This is a genomic window from Ruegeria spongiae (genome assembly GCF_023502395.1).
GTDB lineage: Bacteria > Pseudomonadota > Alphaproteobacteria > Rhodobacterales > Rhodobacteraceae > Ruegeria_C > Ruegeria_C spongiae.
The window spans coordinates 75,084-92,096 of record NZ_JAMFMB010000008.1; the positions used below are offsets into that span (position 1 = coordinate 75,084).

A 17,013-nucleotide genomic window follows, 5' to 3' on the forward strand; every position below is an offset into this window, starting at 1 on the left:
GACGCGCCATGCTTTGGTCACTGCTCAAAATTCTCGTTCTGGTGGCGATTATCGCGCTGCTGGGGCTGGGTGCCGGGTATCTGATGGATACACAGGGCGGCGTGCAGGTCACGATCGCCGGCACGGAATATACACTTGGCCCGCTGCAGTCAGTGCTGGCGCTGATCGTACTGGTCTGCCTGGTCTGGCTGGCCTTCAAGCTGCTGGGCCTACTGATCGCGACGCTGAAATTCCTCAATGGCGATGAAACCGCGATGTCGCGCTATTTCGACCGGGGTCGCGAACGCCGTGGCTATCAGGCGCTGGCCGATAGTGTGATGGCGCTGGCTTCGGGCGAGGGGAACGTGGCGATGGCAAAGGCCAGCAAGGCCGAAAAGCTGCTGCAAAAGCCTGAATTGACTAATCTGCTGGTGGCGCAGGCGGCCGAGTTGAACGGTGACACCAAGCGCGCGGCCGAGACCTACAAAAAGCTGGTGACCAATGACGCCACCCGCTTTGTCGGCGTGCGTGGGATCATGAAACAGAAGCTGGCCGATGGCGATGATGATACCGCACGCAAGCTGGCGGAAAAGGCGCTGGAACTGAAACCGAAACACACCGAAACGCAAGATGTGCTGCTGACGCTTCAGACCAAGGCGCAGGACTGGGCGGGCGCCCGCTCGACCCTGACCGCCAAGTTGAAATCCGGCGCCTTGCCGCGCGATATCTATAAGCGCCGCGATGCCGTGCTGGCCCTGTCCGAGGCAAAAGAGCTGCTGGACGAGGACGGAACCGTCGATCAGCAGGAACGCGCGATCGAGGCCAATCGCCTGTCACCCGATCTGGTGCCCGCTGCCGCCATGGCAGCGCGCGCGCATATCGCCAAGGGTAAGCCGCGCAACGCGACCAAGATCCTCAAGAAAGCGTGGGAGGTCCGCCCGCATCCCGATCTGGCCCACGCCTTTGCCGAAATTGTGCCGGACGAAACGCCGGCAAACCGGGTCCGCCGGTTCTCGGCCCTGTCGCGGCTGCATCCCAACGATGCCGAGACCCGTCTGGTCATGGCCGAGCTGAACATCGTGGCCGAAGATTTCCCGGAAGCGCGCCGCGCGCTGGGCGATCTGGTTGAAATGAAAGATGCGGATGCGCGCGTCTTTACCTTGATGGCTGCGGTCGAACGGGGCGAGGGCGCAACGGATGCGGTGGTTCAGGGCTGGCTGGCAAAGGCGCTCACCGCGCCACGCGGGCCGCAATGGGTCTGCGACAATTGCCACGACATCCAGCCCGAATGGGCGCCGACCTGCGGCAATTGTCACAGTTTCGATACGCTGACCTGGACCGCGCCGACAAAACAAGAGGTCGCAACCGCAACCGGGGCGCAGATGTTGCCCTTGATCCTGGGCGCGCTGGAGGACAAATCCGATGAGATCGAGGACGCGCCCGAGGATGCAACCATTCTGGATGGCGAAGTTCAACCGTCTGACACACCGGGGGCCGAACCCCGACCCGCCACCTGATCGCCGCGCCCCTTTCTTAGGTTTTGGGGCGCATGGACTGCCCTTCGTGAAAAAGATGCACCTTGGCCGGATCGGCGGTCAGGGTGACATCGCTGCCGCGCAGGTCGCGCTGGATGCCCGGCAGTTTGGCAATGACCGGATCGGCCCCGGCGACGGGCTCAAAATAAAGCAGCGTGACCTCACCCAGAGCTTCGGTGATATCGACCTTGCCCTTGAACAGATATTCGCTGTCTGTCGGCCTCATATCCTCGGGCCGGACGCCGATATTGACCGCCTTGCCGCTGTCACCATCGCTGGTCCGGATGTCCGAGATCGCGCTGCCGCCACCATCCAGCGTCACAATGGTCCGGGCCCCCGTGCCGGTGATCTTGCCGGGCAGCAGGTTCATCGCGGGTGACCCGATGAACTGAGCGACAAACTCGTTCTCGGGTGTCTCATACAGTTCCAGCGGGGTTCCGACCTGAGCGATACCCTTGTTGGCCAAAACCACGATGCGGCTGGCCAGCGTCATCGCCTCGACCTGATCATGGGTCACATAGATCATGGTGCGATCCGGCATCGCCTCTTTCAGCCGCGCGATCTCGATCCGCGTGGCGACGCGCAAAGCGGCGTCGAGATTCGAGAGCGGTTCGTCGAAGAGGTACACTTTGGGATCGCGCACGATCGACCGGCCAATGGCCACGCGCTGGCGCTGCCCGCCGGACAGCGCCTTGGGCAGACGATCCAGATACGGCTCTAACTGAAGGACTTTGGCCGCTTTATCGACCGCCGCGTCGATCTCGGCCTTCGATTTCTTGGCGATCTTCAGGGCAAAGGCCATGTTGTCGCGCACCGTCATATGCGGGTAGAGCGCGTAAGACTGGAACACCATCGCGATTCCACGCTGCGCCGGTGGCACGTCGTTCATCATCTCGCCGTCAATGGTCAGCTCGCCGCCGGTGATCTTTTCCAGCCCCGCGATCATCCGCAGCAAGGTCGACTTGCCGCAGCCCGAGGGGCCGACAAAAACGATCAGTTCGCCGGTCGTGATGTCGAGGTTTATATTGTTGAGAACATTGACGTTTTCGGCATAGGTCTTTTCGACATTGGTGAGTTTCAGATCGGCCATGATGTCAGTTCCTCACCTGTTTCACGATCAGATAGTCCCAGGCCCCGAGCGCGGCGCGCTGTCCTTCTAGTTTCGCCCCGAGGCGCTCCTCCTGCCAGAGTCCGTTGGGCAGTGTGACCTCGACCGCGTCGCCACCAAGGTTGAAGGCGCAGAACAGCGTTTCGGTTGCGTCTGAGCGGGTGAAGCTCAGCACATCGCCATCAGTGCGCAGGTCGCTTTGCGCACCGGTCTGCAAAGCGGTATGAGCGCCGCGCAGCGCGATGGCTTGCCGGTAATGATGCAGCATCGCGTCGGGGTCCTGCTCCTGCCGGTCCACCGCCGCCTCGGCATGAACCGGGCTGACCGGAAGCCAGCTTTTTCCGCTGCCGAAACCGGCGTTCTCTGCCTGCGTCTGCCAGGCCATCGGCGTGCGGCATCCGTCGCGGCCCTTGAATTCGGGCCAGAATTCGATGCCGTAAGGGTCTTGCAAGTCCTCGAAAGCGACATCCGCTTCGGGCAGGCCCAGTTCCTCTCCCTGATACAGGCAGACCGAGCCGCGCAGGCACATCATCAGCGTGGTATAGCAGCGCAGCGCCTCGTCGCTTAACCCCCAGCGGCTGGCATGGCGCTGCACGTCGTGGTTTGAAAAGGCCCAGCACGGCCAGCCATCGGGCGCGGCGGCCTCCAGGTCCCGGAATACCTCGACGATACGCTCTGCCGTGGCGCGGCGACCTTCGAGAAACTCGAATGCGTAGCACATATGCATGCGCGCCTCGCCCTCGGTGTACTGACCCATGATCTCAAGCCCGCGTTGTGCATCGCCGATCTCGCCCAGACAGGCGCGGGCGTCATAGGCGTCGGTCAGCGCCCGCAGCCGTTCCAGAAATGCCAGGTTTTCGGGTTGGCTTTTGGAATAGAGGTGGTCCTGATGGTTATAGGGGTTCACCTGCGGCGCGATGGAGTCATTGCGCGCCTCCTGCGGCAGTGGCGGGTTGTCGCGCAACTCTTTGTCGTGGAAATAGAAGTTGATCGTGTCCAGCCGGAATCCGTCGACCCCGCGATCCAGCCAGAACCGCGCCACGTCCAGCAGCGCCTCCTGAACCTGGGGATCATGGAAATTGAGGTCGGGCTGCGAGGACAGAAAGTTGTGCAGGTAATATTGCTGCCGCCGCGCGTCCCAGTGCCAGGCTGAACCGCCAAAGATCGCCAGCCAGTTATTTGGCGGGGTGCCGTCGGGTTTCGGGTCTGCCCAGACATACCAATCGGATTTCGGGTTGTCGCGCGAGGCCCGGCTCTCGGTAAACCAGGGGTGTTGATCCGAGGTATGGGACAGCACCAGATCAATCATCACCTTCAGCCCAAGTTCATGGGCGCGGGCCAGCAATGCGTCGAAATCCGCGAGCGTACCGAACATCGGATCGACATCGCGGTAATCGCTGACGTCATAGCCGAAATCCTTCATCGGAGATTTGAAGAAAGGCGAAATCCAGATCGCATCGACGCCCAGCGAGGCCACGTAGTCCAGCCGCTGTGTGATCCCGGCCAGATCCCCGATGCCGTCACCATTGCTGTCCTGAAAGCTGCGCGGATAGATTTGATAGATCACCCCGCCGCGCCACCAATCTGCGGCGGATTCGACTGGGGCGCCCGGTTGTGGAGCCATTTGAGCGTTCATGAATTTACCCTATTTGACAGAGCCGGCCAGCAATCCGCGGACCAGATATTTTTGCATTGCGAAGAAGACCAGCAGCGGCACGGCAATCGACACGAAAGCCGCCGTGGCAAGGATTTCCCAATTGCCGCCGCGCGTGCCCATCAACTCGACAATCTGGGCGGTCATCACCGTGGTCTGGCCCGAGGCGTCGATCAGGAACACCTTGGCGACCAGCAGGTCGTTCCAGGTCCACAGGAACTGGAAGATCGCGAATGAGGCCAGCGCCGGGAAGCTGAGCGGCAGGATGATCTTGGTGAAGATCTGGAAATCCGTGGCGCCATCGACCCGCGCATTCTCGATGATGTCGCGTGGCAGACCGGCCATGTAATTCCTGAGAAGGTAGATCGCCAGCGGCAGCCCGAACCCGGTATGGGCCAACCAGATACCCAGATAGCTTTTGCCGATCCCGATGCTCAGATGCAGTTTCAAGAGCGGGATCAACGCCAGTTGCAATGGCACCACCAGCAGGCCCACCACCGCCGCGATCAGCAGCGCGCGGCCGGGAAAATCCATCCAAGCCAGCGCATAGGCGGCAAAGGCGGCCACCAGAATGGGAATGATCGTGGCCGGGATCGTGACCGTCAGCGTGTTGAAGAACGCCTTGGCCATCCCGTCGACATTGGCCGGGTCGAACAGGATGTTCTTGTAGTTCTGGAAGGTCAGTTCAGGCGGTGCGGTTGCGGTGACAAAGACGCGCGGGCCGCGTTTGCCCTCGAACGCCTCGCTGTTCACCAGACGATAGGCGCCATCTGCTTGCACGGTGATCTCTCCTCCACGGCGCAGCTCGGCGGTGTCACCGGGCGTATAGGCGTCGATATCGCGCGAAGACACGCCCCAGACCGAGATTACGGCGTCGGGGTTCTCGCCAAAGAGATTGCCCTCGATCACGTACATGTCGCCTTGCTGAACCTGAGTTTCCGGCGGTGCGGTGCGCAGAGTCAGGTTCTGTTCCGAAGCAAACACCGCCCGCCACCAGCCGCTTGTCGCGATCTGGTCCGCGGTACGGAAAGAGGACACGAACAGACCAAATGTCGGAAACAGCCAGAGGCAGACAAGGCCCAGCACGCAGAGATTGACGATCCAGACCAGCGCCGATCTTGAGCCAGCGATATTGTTCATCTCGGCACTCCCTATTTCATCTCGGCGCGCGCATTGCGCACATTCCAGACCAGGATTGGCATCACCAGGATCATGATCACGATGGCCGAGGCCGATCCGATACCCCAGTCATCAGCGCGAAACAGCTTGTCGTACATGTAGTTGGCGAGAACCTGCGTCTCCCATTGGCCGTTGGTCATGGCAAAGACGATGTCAAAGACCTTGAGCACGGTGATAGTGATTGTGGTCCAGACCACCAGAATGGTGTTCTTGATCTGCGGCACCTTGATCTTGAAGAAGATCTGGAACGGGTTGGCCCCGTCGACAATCGCCGCCTCGACGGTTTCCTCAGGGATGCCGCGCAGAGCGGCGGACAGGATGACCATGGCAAAGCCGGTCTGAATCCAGATCAGCACGATCATCAGGAAGAAAGAATTCCAGAACGGGGTGGTTAACCAGGTTTGCGGCTCGGCCCCACCCAACGCGATGTAGATGGCGTTCAACACGCCGATCTGGTCCTGTTCGAGGGGGCGTGTGTCATAGACCAGCTTCCAGATCACTGCCGCGCCGACAAACGAGATCGCCATCGGCATGAAGATCAGCGATTTCGCCAAATTGCCCCATCTGATCCGGTCGGTCAGCTGCGCGGCCAGCAGGCCAAAACCGGTGGACATGGCTGGCACCACGATCAGCCACAGCATGTTGTTGCGCATGGCCTCCCAGAACTTGGGCTCCTGCATCATCTGCTGGTAGTTCTGCAGCCCGACCCATTTATAGCCGCCTCCGGGCACCCGATCGGTCAGCGAAAGGCGCAGGGTTTCGACAACCGGATAGGCCAGATAAAGCCCCAGCGCCAAAAGCGCGGGAAACAGAAACAGCCAGGGCCGGATCAGGTTCGCGCGGTTGATGTTGCGGCCCGCATTGGGACCGCGCGGGGGGTAGAGAACCTTGTCGAGAAACTGGTTGGAGAGGTAGAAATAGCCGACACAACCGACCACTCCGATCACGATGGTCATAAGACCCTGCAGCGCTGGGCTCATCTCTCATGCTCCGGGAAGGGGAAAGGGGTGGGGCAGCCCGAGGAAACCCGGATTGTCCCTGCTCGTGAGTGAGTGGGGGTTATTGCAATGCGTCCCAGGAGGACTGGATTTCTCGGGCAACAGTTGCCGCATCCTTCGCCCCAGACGAATAGTCGACCATTCCAGTCCAGAACGCCCCAGCGCCAACGGCACCTGGCATCAGGTCAGAGCCGTCGAAACGAAAGGTGGTAGCGTTGGTGAGAATTTCACCCTGTCCTCGTTGGGTATCATTCGCATAGTTTTTGGGATTGGCGCCCAGATGCGGCGTAAGAAAACCGTCCTGAGACATCATGATCTCATGGGCAAATGGTGTTTTGAGGAACTCAACGAAAGCTTCGGCTGCGGGGCTCGGGTTCGTAATTGTGAACAGCGTGCCTGCCCCAAGAACCGGTGTCCCTAGATCTTTTTCCGAATAGGCCGGGAAGTAAAAGAAATCGGCATCTGCGCCCAACTCAGTGCCTTCAGGGAAATAGGCTGGAATGAAGGAGGCCTGCCGATGCATCATGCAGGTTGGGGGGCTTTCGAACAAACCTTTGGGGCTGTCTCGGAAATCGATCGCGGCGGTATCGTCCGCACTTCCCGAGACATAATCATCGTTGCGTGCAAAGCTGCCATATTCTTCGATGGCTGCAACGACACGCGGGTCGTCAAACTTCATTTCATTGGATACCCATGCGTCATAGACCTCTGGCGGCTGAGTGCGCAGCATCAGATCTTCGACCCAGTCCGTCGCAGGCCAGCCAGTTGCTCCGCCTGAGGCCAAGCCGACGCATAGCGGCGTCTCGCCATCAGCAACCATTTGGTCCATGAGCGCCCTGAACTCCTCCATGGTATTTGGAACTTCGTACCCGAAATCCTCGAAATTTTCAGGAACATACCAAACGAGTGATTTGACGTTCACGTTGAAGAAGAAGCCATAGAAGTCGCTGGCACCATTACCATTGTCAAATGTTCCCAGATCGACCCAGGATTGACCGGCGGCAAAATTTTCTTTGATCCAATCGTCTGAGCCTGTTGGAAGTGGCGTTAGGTATCCGTTTTTGGCCATGTTTGCCGCAAGCCCCGGCTGGGGGAAAACAGTTAGGTTTGGCGCTGACCCTGCAGCGGCATCAATAAGGATCTGTTGTTCCAGAGAATCGGAGCCGACATAACTGGAGTCCGCTCCAGTGGCCTCGTCGAAATATGCGACAAGGTTCTCAAATGCTTTTCCCTCGCCAGCCAGCCACGGCCCGAATATTGTCAGCTTTTCGCCGGGCAGATCTGTCGAGGCGGCAAAGGCCTGATACCCGTCCCAGTTGAAGTTACCCTCCCCAACAGGGTGGATGAATGCGTCCTGAGCATGCGCCGCGCCAGCGACCAGTGCCAGTGCTGCGGTGCCCGCGAGCAATCTGTTGTTCATTGTTTCTCCTCTCATCCGCGTGGGGTGCGGTGCCGTGAATCAGGCGCTTTCCAAAGCGCTTTGGATTTCCCTTTGTGACGTTACGGAAGAGATTCTGTCAACACTTAGTATGAAAGCCGCAGGAAAAGGAGTGAAATTAGGTGGTCTTCCGCCCATGACCCAAAAACGATTGACGCAACGCGCTATTCCTTTCACAAATTACCCATGAAAATTGAAAGCGCTTTGAACGCCCCATGAACCTGAAAACCCTCGCCAGGAAGCTGCAGCTGTCGCAGACCACCGTTAGCCGCGCACTGAACGGCTATCCCGAGGTAAGCGAGGCGACACGACGGCGTGTGGAAGAAGCGGCGCGCGAGCACAACTATCGACCCAACAGCCGCGCCAAGGGATTGGCTACCGGGCGCGCGATGGTGATCGGCCATGTAATCCCGGCCTCGACCCAGCACGAAATGCTCAACCCTGTCTTTGGTGATTTCGTCGCCGGGGCCTCACGCGCCTATGCCACATACGGCTATGACATGATGTTCACCCGCGTCGATGATGGGGATGAGGAACAGATCTATCATGCTCTGGCGGCGAAGGGCTCGGTCGACGGGGTTATCCTGCAGGGTCCACGGGTCAACGACGTCCGCATTCCGCTGCTCAACCGCATTGGATTGCCCTTTATCGTGCATGGCCGCTCGTCGGGGATCGAGGAGAACTATTGCTGGGTGGACGTGAACAACAAACGCTCGTTCCAGCGGGCGACGGAATTTCTGATTGATCTGGGGCATAAGCGGATTGCGCTGATCAACGGGTTGGAAGACATGGACTTCGCCCATCGCCGCCGGGAAGGTTACGTCGAAGCGCTGAAAACGGCTGGAATAGAGCCTGATCCGACCTTGATGCGCAGCGCCGAGATGACCGAGGTTTACGGCCACCATGAGACCCGCGCGATGCTGAAGATGGAGGAACCGCCAACCGCGATCCTTGCCGCATCGATGATCTCGGCCATCGGCGTGCGCCGGGCCATCGACGAGGCCGGGCTGACACTGGCGCGCGATGTGTCTGTCATCACCCACGACGATGACCTGTCTTATCTGCGCAACGGCTCGGACGTTCCGATCTTCACCGCCACGCGGTCCTCGGTGCAGCAGGCCGGAGAAATCCTGTCGCGGATGCTGATTGAAAAGATCGAACAGCCGGATGCGCCCAACCGAAACCACATGCTCGAGGCCGAGCTGGTGGTCGGCCGCTCGACAGGGCCAGCACCGGAGACAAGACGATGATGCGCCACGCGCGGCAGGATTTTCCGCCCGGCTTTACCTTTGGGACGGCCACTTCGGCCTATCAGATCGAGGGCCACGCGCTGGGCGGCGCGGGGCGAACTCACTGGGACAGTTTCGCCGCCACACCCGGCAATGTGGTGCGCGCGGAAAACGGCGCGCGCGCCTGCGAGCACTATCTGCGCTATGAAGAAGACCTTGATCTGGTCGCAGCTGCCGGGTTCGACGCCTATCGGTTTTCCACCAGCTGGGCGCGGGTGCTGCCCGAAGGACGCGGCGTGGCGAACCAGGAGGGTCTGGATTTTTATGACCGGCTGGTGGATGCGATGCTGGCGCGCGGGATCAAGCCGCTTGCCACGCTTTATCACTGGGAACTGCCGTCACCGCTGGCTGATCTGGGCGGCTGGCGCAATCGCGACATCGCTGGCTGGTTCGCTGATTTTGCCGAGATCATCATGGGCCGGATCGGCGATCGCGTGCACTCGGTCGCGCCGATCAACGAGCCATGGTGCGTGGGATGGCTGAGCCACTTCCTTGGTCATCATGCGCCCGGCCTGCGCGACATCCGCGCCACTGCCCGCGCGATGCATCATGTGATGCTGGCCCATGGGCGCGCCATCCAGGCGATGCGGGCGCTCGGCATGGACAACCTGGGCGCGGTGTTCAATCTGGAATGGGCCGACCCTGCCGATAGCTCGCCCGAAGCGCGGCAGGCTGCGGATCTCTATGACGGCTATTACAACCGCTTCTTCCTGAGTGGCGTGTTCAAAAAATGCTACCCCGAGAATGTGCTCGCCGGGCTGGGGCCGCATATGCCCAAGAACTGGCAAGATGATTTCGATACCATCGGCACGCCGGTCGACTGGTGCGGCATTAACTACTACACCCGCAAGCTCATCGCACCCGATGATGGACCTTGGCCGCATCATCATGAGGCACCTGGACCGCTGCCCAAAACCCAGATGGGGTGGGAGATCTATCCGCAGGGCCTCTTTGACTTCCTCAAGCGCACGGCGCGCGACTATACCGGTGACCTGCCGATCTACGTGACCGAAAACGGCATGGCCAATGACGACAGCCTCAAGGATGGCGCGGTGCCGGATCAGATGCGGATCGACTATCTGAACGACCATCTGGACGCGGTCAGATCCGCCATCGCGGAGGGTGTTCCGGTCGCGGGCTACATGATCTGGTCGCTGCTGGACAATTACGAATGGGCACTGGGATATGAAAAACGTTTCGGTCTGGTGCATGTGGATTTCGAGACCCTGACGCGCACGCCCAAGGCCTCTTACCACGCGCTGGCGGCGATGCTGCGCTAGATTGTGCAGCACACGTCCTTGCGAGCGGGACGAAACAACTCTTTGCTTTGCGCAAATGCGCCCCATTTGTTAGTCAAATCAGACACCACATCGGGGGTACCATGAGCCGATTTTTCAAAGACCCGGACGCGATTGCCGCGCTTTCGCCCGAAGAATTCCACGTCACCCAACGCAGTGGCACCGAACGCCCCGGCACTGGCAAGCATCTGGGCAACAAAGATCCCGGCATCTATGTCTGCATCGTGTCGGGCGAGCCGCTGTTTGCCTCGGCGCATAAATACGAATCCGGCTGCGGCTGGCCGAGTTTCACCAAACCCATCGAACCTGCCCATGTACAGGAACTCGAAGACCGCGGTCTCGGCATGATCCGTACCGAGGTCCGCTCGACCCATGGCGACAGCCATCTGGGCCATGTCTTTCCGGACGGACCGCGCGAACATGGCGGGCTGCGCTACTGTATCAACTCGGCCTCGCTGCGTTTCATCCATCGTGATGAGATGGAGGCAGAGGGCTATGGGGACTACCTGGACCAAGTGGAGGATATCGCATGACGACCGAACGCGCCGTACTGGCGGGCGGATGTTTCTGGGGAATGCAGGACCTGATCCGCAAACTGCCCGGAGTGTCCAACACCCGCGTGGGATACACCGGCGGGGATGTGCCCAACGCCACCTATCGCAATCATGGTACCCATGCCGAGGGGATCGAGATTGTCTTTGATCCTGCCGTGATCAGCTATCGCGATCTGCTGGCCTTCTTCTTTCAGATCCACGACCCCACCACGGCGAACCGGCAGGGCAATGATCGGGGCCTCAGCTATCGCTCGGCGATCTATTATGTGGACGAGGCGCAGAGTCAGACCGCGAACGACACCATTGCTGATGTGAACGCCTCGGGTCTGTGGCCCGGTACGGTGGTGACCGAAGTGGAGCCGGTGGGCGATTTCTGGGACGCCGAGCCAGAGCATCAGGACTATCTGGAACGTGTTCCCAACGGCTATACCTGCCACTTCCCGCGCCCCGGCTGGGTGCTGCCGAAACGGATGAATGCCGCTGAATAGGCTCTGTCTTAGCCCGTTGCCACGCGGGGTCGTCCGCTGGCCTCGACCGTGAGCGTCGCCTCGACAAACACATCGCGCGCTTCGACGCGGGCGGTGCGGATATCTCGCGCGGTCAGCAGGCGGATATCCTCGGCACCCGCCGCGCGCGCTTCAGCCTCGGCAATGTCTCGCAGCGTGTCTTCCAGCATCGTCATGGCCGCATCTGGGTCGCCAAAGTCACGCGGACCGCTGTCCAGATGTACCCGGTATTTGCCCTCTGACGGTGCGGTGACGACACCGCTGCGGCGAAAGGTGACGCGACCCACCACCGCGCCGATTGCATTCGCAACACCCGCATGTTCCGGAAGCACCATCCGGCAGCGCAGGCGCGTGCCGACTGCCGGATAATAGGTCGGGGCCGAGGCACCCAACCCGATCACATCGACGTTCAGCGCGGTATCAAGCGCCAGCAACCCACGATGCGCCGACAGCCCTTTGCGGGTCAGGGCATGGCGGGCCAACACGCTGGCCGGGATGCCAAATTCTGCCTCTTCTTCGGCAAAAGCGGCCTCCAGCAAGGTTTCCACTGTCTGCCCGGTCAATTGATCGACGATCATCCGGGCCAGATCGTGCGCGCTTTCCGCCAGCCATTTGCCCGAGCCAACCCGCTTGCGCGCAAACAGCGTCAGCGCCTTTTCCGCCGCTTCTTTGTCCCAGGAAGACAGCGTGCCAAGCAGATGGCAGGCATCCGAGGGCGTCACGCCAGCAACCTGTGCCACTCCGCGATCCACCAATCTGTTAAGCGCCGCATGATCCATCCGCGTCCGCAGCAGCGCCGCCATCGGGTGCACCGCCTCACCGATCCGGTCCATCAGAGCCTGTTCCCGTCCGCCCAGACCACCGGTATCCACACCCGGCACGGCGCGGACAAAGCGGGCGTCATGTTCGCCCGGTGTGGTCGCCCGTAGCTGAACCTCAAGGCTGTCATGCACCAGTTCGGGGGCTTCACGGGCAATGAGCGCAACCGGCAACACCCGGCGCGGACCGAGCTGCACGCCCCCGCGCAGCCCTTCGGCCTGAACGTGAACCTGACTGTCCCCGCCCAAGCCGGATGTGCGCATCGCAACCGCCTCGACCATGGTGCGGAATCCGCCCACACGCGCGCCTGCCGGGTCAATCGCGGGCTTGCCGTCGCGGATCAGGGCCACATCCGTGGTCGTACCGCCAATATCCGAAACCAACGCATCCTGCGCGCCGGTCAGCCAGCGCGCGCCCACGATCGAGGCTGCTGGCCCGCTGAGAATGGTTTCGATCGGCCGTGCCCGTGCCTGTTCAGCCGACATCAGTGCGCCATCGCCGCGCACCACCATCATCGGCGCGGTGATGCCCAACTCGCCCAGCACATCCTGCGCCCGCCCGATCAACCGGTCGATCATGCCGATCAGCCGCGCATTCAAAACTGCGGTCACCGCCCGTTTCGGCCCGTTCAGCTTGGCCGATAGCTGGTGCGAACATGTCACCGGCGCGCCGGTGTATTCGCGAATGATGCGTGCCGCCTCCAGCTCATGCGCCGGGTTTCGGGTGGCGAACTGCGCCGCGACCGCATAGCCGGACACGCCACTTTCAGTCTCTAAAAAGGCAAGAAGCGCCGCCTTGTCGAATTCCTTGGCCTCATTTCCCGCATGGCTGTGCCCGCCCGCAACAACCAGCGCCGGATCGCCTTTCAGGGCGTCACGCAAGCCATGCCGATCCAGATCGCTTTCGCGGAACCCGACATAGATCAGGGCGACCCGCCCGCCCTGACCCTCGACCAGAGCATTGGTGGCAAGGGTGGTCGACAAAGACGCCATCGAGATCTGATCCGCGCCCACACCCGCACTGTCCAGCACCGCACGTACGGCAGCGCCGACGCCGATGGCCAGATCGGACCGGGTGGTCAGCGCCTTGGCGCTTGCCACCACCTCGGTCTCGTCCCGAACCAGCACCGCGTCGGTATAAGTGCCACCCGTGTCCACCCCCAAAGCCAGGGTCATGCTTGCCTCCTGCATATTGCGACCCGAGAGGTAGAGTGCGAGGCCTGAAACATCCAGCCTGTTTGCGTCATCTATGGCAAACGTCCGACAGCCCAGGACGCCGCGTCCGAAACCGCTTCATCCGGGTCATTCAGCAAGGCCTGTGCGACCGGCTTCAACGCGGCATCATCCGAATTGCCGATGGCATAGAGCACGTTGCGCACAAAACGGTTGCGCCCGATCCGCTTGATTGGCGAACCCGAGAATTTTGCGCGAAATCCGGCATCATCCAGCATGGCAAGTTCCGCCAGATTGGGGGCCAGCAGATCGTTACGCGCAGCGTAGCGCAGATCGCTGGCCGCGACTGCAAACTTGTTCCAGGGGCAGGCGGCAAGGCAGTCGTCGCAGCCATAAATCCGGTTGCCCAACTTCCCGCGCAAGCTCGCGTCGACCGGCCCCTTGTGCTCGATCGTCAGATAAGAAATGCAGCGCCGCGCATCCAACTGGTAGGGCGCGGGAAACGCGTCGGTCGGGCAGGCGTCCAGACAGGCGCGGCAGGACCCGCATCGGTCCGGTTCGGCCAGATCGGTGGGCAGGTCAAGCGTAGTAAAAACAGAGCCTATGAAGGCCCAGTTGCCCCAATCCCGGCTGACAAGATTTGTGTGCTTGCCCTGCCAGCCCAGCCCGGCAGCTTGACCCAATGCCTTCTCGGGCACTGGTGCGGTATCGACAAACACCTTTACCTCGCCTCCTGCCTCGCCAATCAGCCACCGCGCCAACCGCTTGAGCCGCTTCTTGACCAGATCGTGGTAGTCCTTGTTCTGCGCATAGACCGAGATCGCGCCCTTGCCCCGCCGCTTTAGAATGGCGCGCGGATCGTGATCCGGGGCATAGCTTTCGGCCAGCATGATCACGGTTTTCGCCTCGGGCCACAAAGCCTGCGGATCGCCGCGCCAATGTGTTCGCTCGGCCATCCAGCCCATCTGCCCGTGATACCCGGCCTCGACAAACCGCGCCAAACGCCCCGGCACTTCGGGCACATCCCCTGGCCGACAAAGCCGGCAGGAGACGAACCCCTCGGTCCGGGCCTGTTGCACCAGTTTCGCCTTTAACCCGGATCCGATTTTCATCTGGCTAAAATATCTGCCGTTTTGCCTTGGTCAACACCTGGTTCCAAGGCCAGCGCGCGCAATGTGGAACCCCCTCCGGTTTCGTGGACGATAATGCGCTATTTCTCACCGGCCATTCGAGTGCTTCATCTGTTTGGAAACAGTCAGTCATAGCTGAGCGACAGGGTTCGCGAAATTGGCAGTGACTGGCAGGTCAGGATTGCGCCGTTCTCAATGTCTGCGTCCTCCAGCGCCATACGGGCACGCATGTGGATTTCGCCTTTGGTCAATTTGGCGCGACAGGCACCGCAAACCCCGGACTGGCAGGAAAAAGGGGGTTTCAGACCTGCGGATTTGACCGCTTCCAGAACCGTTTTCCCCTTGGCCACATTGATTGAATGTTGAGAGCCGCCCAGCGTGATCTCTGCCGTTGCGGCCATGCCTTCGACGCTGGAGTCAAGCTCTGCCACGCCGCCGTAGCTTTCCATGTGGATGCGGGTTGCGGGCACGTCGAGCGAGATCAGTGCGGTCTTCACCGCCAAGTTCATCCCGCCCGGCCCGCAGATGTAATATTGCGCGTCCTGCGCATAGGGCGGATTTTCGGCGATCAGCGCCTCAATCGCCGGTTTGTCGATGATGCCCTTGCGCCAGTAGTCGGCAGAAGACCAGAAGCCGGGTTTGGAAAAGATGTGGTGGATCGTCAACCGGTCGGGGTTCATACCCCGGATGGCGCTCAACTCATCCTGCAACAGAATGGATTTTTCATTGGTGTTGCCATAGGCCAGATGAGCGAAGGAGTTGGGCTCTGCCGCCATGACCGAACTGAGCATCGCAAAGAGCGGCGTGATGCCCGAACCCGCGCCAAAGAAGTAATGCGTGCGTCGCGCCGTTGCGCCGGGATCAAGGCAAAATCCGCCAAAGGGCGGCATCACGTCGATCACGTCACCTTTTTGCACATTGTCATTGATGTGGTTGCTGATCACGCCACCCCCGACACGCTTCACGGTGATCCGCAGCGGATCACCGGAAAAGGGCGACGAAGAAATCGAATAGCTGCGGCGCTGTTCCTCTCCGTTTACCGAGAATCGGAACGACAGATGCTGGCCGGCTCGCCAGGCGAAGGTGTTGCGCAGCGCGTCAGGCACATCGAACATGACCGTCTTGGCCATGCCGCCGATTTCGTTGCGGGTGTCCAGAACGGTCAGCGGGTGGAAATCGCGCGGAGTCATTTCCCGTCTCCAAGCCATTTCAGAACGACCTTCTGATGGTCGATGACCGGGCTTTCGCCGACGGCAGCGGGGCCGGTTTCGAAATAGGGGGACTTCAGCGATTTCTGCTGTTGTTCACAGGCATAGACGTCCTCGCCGGTGAAGTCGCCCGCGACCATCGGGTCGTCCTTGCTCATCGCGTCATGGTCTTCGTACTTCCCGCTGAGGCCAAACTTGGTCCAGAACATCGAGGATTTCATCGATTGCCTGGAAAACTCCCAGCCGGACCTGTTCGAGACCCGCCCCCGGTTGCTGACACGGGTCAGTTCCGGGCCAAGCGGTTCGATGATGAAAATGTTCCAGCCGTCCTCTGATCCGGCCAGCCCGATGCCGGGGAACAGCATCGGCACCCAGGCGCCGTTCATATCCTTGGGGATCACCCGTGGCGCAATCAGCTTGCTTTCCTGATCCTTCAGAAATGCGCCCACTGGTGGTTCCCAAAACACATAGTGGGGACCTTCCCAATGGTATTTTGCCGCCTTGTGATCATACATCTGCAGCGTGTTCGAATGCAGGTGGCTCAGGTGGTAGACGTCGATATAGTTCTCGACCACCACCTTCCAGTTGGCCTTGATTTCGTAGCTGTTGTTCAGCTCTTCGTATTCGATCAGGTCTTCGGGAACATGCGGACCGATATGCGGTTCCACCGGCCCGAACCATTCAGTGATGGCCGGGGCATCGGGGTCAGGGTGAACAAAAATCATCGATTTCCATATGTCGACCTTGGCGGGTTTCAGGCCCAGACAGGATTTGTCGATCCGACCAAACTCTTCATGCTCTTCGGGCACCGAGATCAGGTTGCCTTCCAGATCATAGGTCCAGTCGTGATAAGGGCAGGTCAGTGCCTTTTGCGTCTTGCCGACGGCGCGGATCAACTGCGTGCCCCGGTGGCGGCAGATGTTGTGGAAGGCGCGCAGGCGGCGGTCGCGGCCCATCACGATGAAGATGTTGTTCAACCCGGCCTGAACGGTGATGAACTGTCCGGGTTCGCTGATGTCCTCCATAAAACCCGCATAGCGCCAGGTTTTCGAGAAGATGTCGCGCATTTCGTGATCGAACCACTGCTGCGAGGTATAGGCCTCGACAGGCAGCAGATGCAGCATTCGGGTCATTTGGGTGCTCCTC

At 60.6% G+C, this 17,013-nt stretch carries 14 protein-coding genes; 5 read left to right on the plus strand and 9 right to left on the minus strand.

Translation table 11 applies throughout. The features are described from left to right. Positions 1–8: 8 nt before the first annotated feature. On the plus strand, positions 9–1,496 hold the full coding sequence (locus tag M3P21_RS08305; protein WP_249708875.1) for a heme biosynthesis protein HemY: 1,488 nt from the start codon (positions 9–11) through the stop codon (positions 1,494–1,496). A 16-nt stretch (positions 1,497–1,512) separates the two neighbouring features. Here the strand turns inward: M3P21_RS08305 and M3P21_RS08310 are convergent, their stop codons facing one another. The 5 genes from M3P21_RS08310 to M3P21_RS08330 all read right to left on the minus strand — a co-directional run bounded on the left by M3P21_RS08310 (position 1,513) and on the right by M3P21_RS08330 (position 7,873). Next, positions 1,513–2,604 carry an ABC transporter ATP-binding protein gene (locus M3P21_RS08310; protein WP_249708877.1) on the minus strand — a complete coding sequence of 364 codons (1,092 nt, stop codon included), beginning with the start codon at positions 2,602–2,604 and terminating at the stop codon, positions 1,513–1,515. Between the two features lie 4 nt (positions 2,605–2,608). Next, entirely contained in the window at positions 2,609–4,258 is a 1,650-nt protein-coding gene (locus M3P21_RS08315) for an alpha-glucosidase (protein ID WP_373319977.1), read from the minus strand. Between the two features lie 9 nt (positions 4,259–4,267). Further along, positions 4,268–5,416, minus strand: a complete 1,149-nt coding sequence (locus M3P21_RS08320; RefSeq protein WP_249708881.1) for a carbohydrate ABC transporter permease — start codon at positions 5,414–5,416, stop codon at positions 4,268–4,270. A gap of 11 nt (positions 5,417–5,427) precedes the next feature. After that, positions 5,428–6,435 (minus strand): carbohydrate ABC transporter permease, encoded by a 1,008-nt coding sequence (locus M3P21_RS08325; RefSeq protein WP_249708883.1) that lies wholly within the window; start codon positions 6,433–6,435, stop codon positions 5,428–5,430. A gap of 79 nt (positions 6,436–6,514) precedes the next feature. Beyond that, complete coding sequence (locus tag M3P21_RS08330; RefSeq protein WP_249708884.1) at positions 6,515–7,873, minus strand: ABC transporter substrate-binding protein; 1,359 nt, start codon at positions 7,871–7,873, stop codon at positions 6,515–6,517. Between the two features lie 233 nt (positions 7,874–8,106). On the opposite strand from M3P21_RS08330, the gene M3P21_RS08335 reads away from it, so the two are divergent. From M3P21_RS08335 to msrA, 4 genes are all read left to right on the plus strand, one after another. Beyond that, positions 8,107–9,141 carry a LacI family DNA-binding transcriptional regulator gene (locus M3P21_RS08335; protein WP_249708892.1) on the plus strand — a complete coding sequence of 345 codons (1,035 nt, stop codon included), beginning with the start codon at positions 8,107–8,109 and terminating at the stop codon, positions 9,139–9,141. Next, complete coding sequence (locus tag M3P21_RS08340; protein WP_249708895.1) at positions 9,138–10,460, plus strand: GH1 family beta-glucosidase; 1,323 nt, start codon at positions 9,138–9,140, stop codon at positions 10,458–10,460. The genes M3P21_RS08335 and M3P21_RS08340 overlap by 4 nt, the downstream gene beginning before the upstream one ends. Positions 10,461–10,561: 101 nt before the next feature. Further along, positions 10,562–11,011, plus strand: a complete 450-nt coding sequence (gene msrB / locus M3P21_RS08345) for a peptide-methionine (R)-S-oxide reductase MsrB (protein WP_249708898.1) — start codon at positions 10,562–10,564, stop codon at positions 11,009–11,011. Then, complete coding sequence (gene msrA, locus M3P21_RS08350) at positions 11,008–11,520, plus strand: peptide-methionine (S)-S-oxide reductase MsrA (protein ID WP_249708900.1); 513 nt, start codon at positions 11,008–11,010, stop codon at positions 11,518–11,520. Before msrB ends, msrA begins: the two co-directional genes overlap by 4 nt. Positions 11,521–11,528: 8 nt before the next feature. On the opposite strand, the gene M3P21_RS08355 is transcribed toward msrA, so the two are convergent. From M3P21_RS08355 to M3P21_RS08370, 4 genes are all read right to left on the minus strand, one after another. Continuing rightward, entirely contained in the window at positions 11,529–13,532 is a 2,004-nt protein-coding gene (locus M3P21_RS08355; protein ID WP_249708902.1) for a hydantoinase/oxoprolinase N-terminal domain-containing protein, read from the minus strand. 71 nt (positions 13,533–13,603) lie between these two features. Beyond that, a complete protein-coding gene (queG, locus tag M3P21_RS08360) occupies positions 13,604–14,641 on the minus strand; it encodes a tRNA epoxyqueuosine(34) reductase QueG (RefSeq protein WP_249708903.1) in 1,038 nt (345 codons plus the stop codon). A gap of 143 nt (positions 14,642–14,784) precedes the next feature. After that, positions 14,785–15,849, minus strand: coding sequence for a 2Fe-2S iron-sulfur cluster-binding protein (locus M3P21_RS08365; protein ID WP_249708908.1), 1,065 nt, complete (start codon positions 15,847–15,849; stop codon positions 14,785–14,787). After that, positions 15,846–17,000, minus strand: coding sequence for an aromatic ring-hydroxylating oxygenase subunit alpha (locus tag M3P21_RS08370; protein WP_249708929.1), 1,155 nt, complete (start codon positions 16,998–17,000; stop codon positions 15,846–15,848). The genes M3P21_RS08365 and M3P21_RS08370 overlap by 4 nt, the downstream gene beginning before the upstream one ends. Between the last annotated feature and the right edge of the window lie 13 nt (positions 17,001–17,013).